The 1277-nt window shown below is 68.5% G+C and carries 2 protein-coding genes; both read left to right on the forward strand.

What is annotated here, in order from left to right; translation table 11 throughout:
• The first annotated feature begins 208 nt into the window (after window positions 1–208).
• Window positions 209–832: a hypothetical protein gene (locus ACYQ2W_RS26200; RefSeq protein ID WP_459874014.1), complete on the forward strand. Its 624-nt coding sequence runs from the start codon at window positions 209–211 to the stop codon at window positions 830–832.
• Window positions 833–879: 47 nt separating this feature from the next.
• Window positions 880–1277: helix-turn-helix domain-containing protein (locus ACYQ2W_RS26205; RefSeq protein ID WP_459874017.1), on the forward strand; the 398-nt coding region annotated here is incomplete at its 3' end.

Raw genomic sequence — 1277 nt, forward strand, 5'->3', positions numbered from 1 at the left:
TGTTGTCTGTCACCCTAAACCGCTGACCACCACCTGTTTTTTCCCGGATTGATTCCTGGCCCGAACAGGAGTGGTGGTGAGAAAACGCGCGATGGTGGGGGAGCGAATTTCCCTGCGGACTTCACCGGCAGGGCCAGGTCGTGGATACTCCGGGTCCCCCATAACGAAGTAGGCCCGCCACGGTTGCACCCGTGCGGGCCAGTGGCCGGTGCAGTTACGGTTCAAAACGGACCTCACCGGCGAGCAATACGTTACGCAATCGGCATGGCTGGAGGCAACTCTGGAGCGTTGCCCGCTCCACCCTCACGGCGGTTGCGGCTTCGCTCGCCACGGGACCTATGGTCGCGCCTCGCCCCCCGGCGCGCGGATCGCCCGTTGGTATTGCCCCGAGGGGCACTGCACCTTCTCATTGTTGCCCGACTGCCTGGCGGCTCGTCTGTCCGGGACCCTTGCGGAGGTCGAGCAGGCCGTGGAGAGCGTCGAACAGGCGGTGAGTCGCGAGGCCGCCGCCGACGCGCTGCGCACCGAGATCGAGTTGCCGGGAGCGCTGCGCTGGATCGATCGCCGCTGCCCGCCGATCCATCGCGCCCTGCATCGGATCAAGGGGCTGTTTCCCGAGACCTTCGCGGCTTCTCTGCCTACCCTCCACGACTTTCGCCAGGCCCTCGGCATCGGCTTCGGGCTGCTGGCGCAATTGCGCGAGATCGCCGCCGCCTATCTCCATGTGTTGCCCCCTCCCTTGGGATTTCTCCCACCGCCCCGCCGCGCCGGTGAACCGCTTCTCCCGATCCAACACTCGACGGGGGCGGACCCGCCACCCACATCGACCTAGCCTCCTCGATCGCCGATTCGGCGCAAACCCACACGAGGAGCCGTCCCATGAGTGACCGCAAATCCCCCCCCGACGATCTACGCCACGAGATCGCCCTGTTCCGCTACGGCCTGATCGCCGAGTTCCTGCAACTCCCTCCCGGCGCGCCGGGGCTGATGCAGCGCCTGGAAGCAAAGGCCGCACAGACCTACCGCATCCCCGGCTCCGAGCGCACCCGCGTTGCCGCCGAGACCCTGCGCGACTGGATCAAGCGCTACCGCAACCACGGCGGCTTCGAGGCCTTGATGCCCAAGCCCCGCGCCGATCGCGGCCGCCCCCGCTCGCTCGCCCCCGAGATCGCCGAGCGCCTCATCGCCATCAAGGAGGCCAACCCCGCCCTCTCGGTCCGCCTGGCCATCGCCGAGGCCGTCGCCGCCGGGGCCGTGCCCGGCGACCCGCCCATCGC

It is taken from the genome of Endothiovibrio diazotrophicus (assembly GCF_054657215.1).